The sequence below is a fragment of the Micromonospora endophytica genome, from assembly GCF_003236305.1.
Classification (GTDB): Bacteria; Actinomycetota; Actinomycetes; order Mycobacteriales; family Micromonosporaceae; genus Micromonospora; species Micromonospora endophytica.
On the sequence record NZ_POTX01000369.1, the window covers coordinates 1 to 4,117 of the forward strand.

At 73.3% G+C, this 4,117-nt stretch carries 3 protein-coding genes; 2 read left to right on the forward strand and 1 reads right to left on the reverse strand.

Features of this window, described 5'->3' with window-relative positions:
* On the reverse strand, nt 1–2,216 hold a 2,216-nt coding region (locus tag C1I93_RS29135), incomplete at its 3' end, for a sensor histidine kinase (RefSeq protein ID WP_111246469.1).
* 297 nt (nt 2,217–2,513) lie between these two features.
* Here C1I93_RS29135 and C1I93_RS29140 point away from each other — a divergent pair.
* The gene (locus C1I93_RS29140) at nt 2,514–3,107 is read left to right on the forward strand and encodes a hypothetical protein (RefSeq protein ID WP_111246467.1); all 594 of its coding nucleotides are present in this window, start codon (nt 2,514–2,516) and stop codon (nt 3,105–3,107) included.
* Between the two features lie 10 nt (nt 3,108–3,117).
* Nucleotides 3,118–4,032 (forward strand): hypothetical protein, encoded by a 915-nt coding sequence (locus C1I93_RS29145; protein ID WP_111246468.1) that lies wholly within the window; start codon nt 3,118–3,120, stop codon nt 4,030–4,032.
* Nucleotides 4,033–4,117: the final 85 nt, after the last annotated feature.

Here is a 4,117-nt window from a genome sequence, read left to right on the forward strand (position 1 = left end):
GGGGTCGGGGCAGCGACCGGCGGGCCGGCGGGCTTTGCCGGGCGCTGTCGCCGGATCCGCCGGGGCAGCCCGTCGTCCTCGGCCGCCGCGACCGCCGAACGCTGATCCGGGCCGCCTCGGTACGCCGCGGGTGGGCCGGACGGTCGGTCCCGGTCGTCGGGAGGCGTGCTGCCCGGACGGGCCATCGACCGGGGTCGTTGCCGGGGCACAGTGGTCAATCGCGTGGCACGGGCCAGCCGCCGCTGCTGGGGGTTGGCCTCCTCGTCCGCCGTCGGCGGTGCCTCCGGCTCGGGCAACGGCGAGGGCTCAGCGGTGATCAGCTCGGTGGGGATCAGCACCACCGCGGTCAGGCCGGTGCCCTCGGACGGGCGCAGTCGCACCTGGACCTGGTGCCGCGCGGCCAGCCTGGCCACCACGAAGAGACCGAGCCGGGCGGTCTCCGTCGGGTCGAACTCCGGCGACCGGGCCAGTTTCCGGTTGGCTTCCTCGATGGCGGCCGGATTCATGCCCAGGCCGTGATCGGATACGGAGAGCGCGTACCCGTTGGCGACGTGCTCACCGGAGACCTCCACCCGGGAGTCGGGCGGCGAGAAGGCGGTGGCGTTCTCGATCAGCTCGGCGAGCAGGTGGATGATGTCGCCCACCGAGCGGCCGAGCGTGCCGGCGGCCTGCACGGTGGTGATGTCGACCCGGTCGTACGACTCGACCTCGGAGATCGCCCCCCGGATCAGGTCCACCATCGCGACCGGGTTGCGCCAGCCTCGCCCCGGTGCGGCACCGGCGAGAATGACCAGATCCTCCGCGTGCCGCCGGAGCCGGGTGGCGAGGTGGTCGACCCGGAACAGCTCGGCCAGGTGGTCCGGATCCTCCGCGTCGCGTTCCAACCGGTCGAGCAGGGCGAGCTGCCGGTGCACCAGGCCCTGGCTGCGGCGGGCGATGTTCAGGAAGACCTCGTTGAGGCCCCGGCGCAGCGAGACCTCGACCATGGCGGACTGGATCGCCACCTTCTGCACCTCGGTGAACGCCTGGGCCACCTGGCCGATCTCGTCGGCGCCCCGATCGGCCACCGGGGTCTCCCGGGCGACGTCCACCTGCTCGCCGCGGCGCAACCGGTCCACCACGTCCGGCAGCCGCCGTTCGGCGGTCTCCTTCAGCGTCCCGCGTACCAGGGTGAGTCGTTGCGCGAGGGACCGACCGACCCGCAGCGCCACCACAAGCGACACCACGACGGCGATCAGGCCGAGCAGCCCGGCTGCGGCCAGCCGGACCAGGGTCTGGACGGCCATCGGGACCGACCGGTCGGCCAGCCCGTCGGCCTGGGTCAGCTCGAAGTCCCGCAGCGACTGCTGCACGGTGTCGTAACTGGTCTGCCACGCCTGGGCGTCGATGGTGGGGTTGGCCGAGGGGCCGGCGGCGATCAGCTCGTCCTGCATCGCCCGGAGTCGGCTGAACGCCTCCTGCTCGGTCAACCGCTGGTATGCCGCCTGGTCGGGCTCGGGCAGGTCGGCCACGGCCAACTCGGCCAGGAACCACTGGTTGCCGATGCTTCGGACCAGCATGCCGTGCTCGCCCTCGGCGAATCCGCCGGCCGCCAGCGCACCGGCCAGCACCGCGTCGGTCTGCCCGAGCAGTTCCCGCGAGCGCCCGAGGTCGGTCAGGGCGAGCGCCTCCCGGTTGAGGTCCTGATCGGGCAGGTTGGCCAGGGCCTCGAACGTCTGGAACGCGGCTTCGAGAATGCCGTTGTAGAGGCCGACCGCGTCGACCCGGTCCACGTCCCGGCGATCGATGGACTCGCGCCCGGACGGCAACGCCGCCAACTGGGTGAGCAGCCGCTCCAATCGTGCCTCCAGCAGCTCACCGGCGGCGTCGCGCAGCTCGTCCCCACCGACCCGCTGCCGCAACTCGGTCACTGCCGCGTCGGTACGGGCGCGCTGCTCCTGCAACGCCGGCAGCACGCAGTCGGCCGACGACCGCCGGCAGCCGGCAGGATCCGTGGCGAGGTGGACCACGGAGAGCCGGCGCTCCCGCTGCAACTCGGCCACCACCGTCTCGCCCGGCCGGCCCAGGTCATAAAGGAGGGTACGGGCAGCGAGCAGGTCGAGCGCCGGCCCGAAGGTGAGGGTGGTGGCGAATATCCACAGTGCCAGCAATGCGGTCACCGGCACGACGACCAACGCGGTCAGCTTGGAGCGGATCGGCCAGTCGCGGGTGTTCAATCGGACCTCGCCCGGAATGGGTGGCTGGAAGGGCTCCGGCACGGCCGGGCAGCGCCGTCGCCGGTGCGCGCCCCGGTTGCCCCCCGGGACGCAGGATCGGGCGCCTTGGGCAGGATACGTAATCTGCGCCTGACGCACTACCGTCCGTCGAGACTACCGGTACGGTGACGAACGTCCCGCGCTCGACCGCCTGTCGGGATCCGCCGGGCCCGCACACCCCATCTGGCGAGGAAAGTGCTCCGGAACGGGATTGGCGATCAGTGGAGGGAGGGAATACCTGCAGGCGAAGGAGGAGCCATGTCGCCCACGCAGATAGTCGTCACCGTCCTCGTCATCCTGCTCGTCGCCGCCGTCGTAGCGGTCGCCGTCGTAGCGGCCCGCCGTCGCGCGCTCCGTCAGCGGTTCGGCCCCGAGTACGACCACGTCGTCGCCGAGCGGGACAGCCGCAGCGAAGCTGAGCGGGAGTTGCGCGACCGCCAACGCCGGCACGCCGAACTCCAGCTCGTCCCGCTCGCCCCGGACGCCCGGGCCCGTTACGCCGAGGCCTGGGAGGAACTTCAGGTCCGGTTCATCGACTCCCCCGCCGAGACCGTCGGCCAGGCCGACGAACTGGTCACCCGGCTCATCGCCGAGCGGGGCTACCCCACTGGTGACTTCTCCGACCAGATCGCGCACCTGTCCGTGGACCACGCCCGCACGCTGAGCCACTACCGCGACGCCCACGACATCCACCTGCGCAACTCCCGAGGCGAGGCCAGCACCGAGGACCTCCGCCAGGCCGTGGTGCACTACCGCGCCCTCTTCGCCGATCTACTCGGGGACGAGCCGGTCGGGAGCCACACCCCGCAGCAGCGCCGCCCCGACGCCGCCCAGGACGCCACCAACCGCTGAGGAGACCACCATGCGGCAGCAAGAGCAGCAGCTCAACAACGACCACCCCGAGGCCGTGCGGTCCGCTTCCGTACCGGTGCCGCCCGCCGACGACCACGACGTGACCGAGACGGACGCGCCGACCGACCGCGACCGGTCGGCGACCGGCACGGACCGCGACCGGCCATGGGACCGGCGTCCGGGTGATGACGACGAGCGGCCCGAGTTCCACGAGCCCGCTCCCGTACCGACCGCCTTCGGCGCGACCACCGTCGGCAGCGCGGTGGCCGCGTCGGCGCTGGCCAGCCCGCGCCCCGAGGACGAGCGCGACGCCCGCGACGAGGACACCGCGCGGCCCGGCGACGGTGCGGTCGACGGCGAGCGCGAGGGTTTCCGGGCCGACCCGGAGGCCGAGTTCGACCGGACCGGCCCACTGACGAGCCACGACGTCGACGACACCGACGCACCGGCCGGCGATCGCCGGGTGCCGGCCGCGCACCACGACACCGACGACCTCGACGGCGACTCCGCCACCCGCGATGCCGGCGCAGACGAACGCGCCGAGGCGGCGGCGGCCGGTGGCGCCGGCTACGGCAGCGCCACCCCGACGATGGTGGACCCGGACACCCGGACCCCGGGCGACGGTGTGTCGGGGGCGGGGGTGGCCACGCCGGCCGGTGCGGCGACCCTCTTCGACGAGTCGACCGCACAGGGTTTCCGGGACCGCTGGCGCGACGTCCAGCTGCGCTTCGTGGACGATCCGAAGGCCGCGGCCGGTGAGGCGCAGTCGCTTGTCGACGAGGCCATGCAGGCGCTCTCCGCCGCGCTGGCCGAGCACAAGCGGAAGCTCGGTGGCTGGCAGGAGGCGGACTCGTCGGACACCGAGGAGCTGCGCGTCGCCGTCCGGGAGTACCGCGACTTCCTCGACCGGGTGCTCGGGCGCTGACCCCACTCCCGCAAGGCGGGCGTCCCCGAGCGGGCGCCCGCCTTCGTCGTGCCAGCTGACGCCCGCGACACGGGCGGGGTGCGGC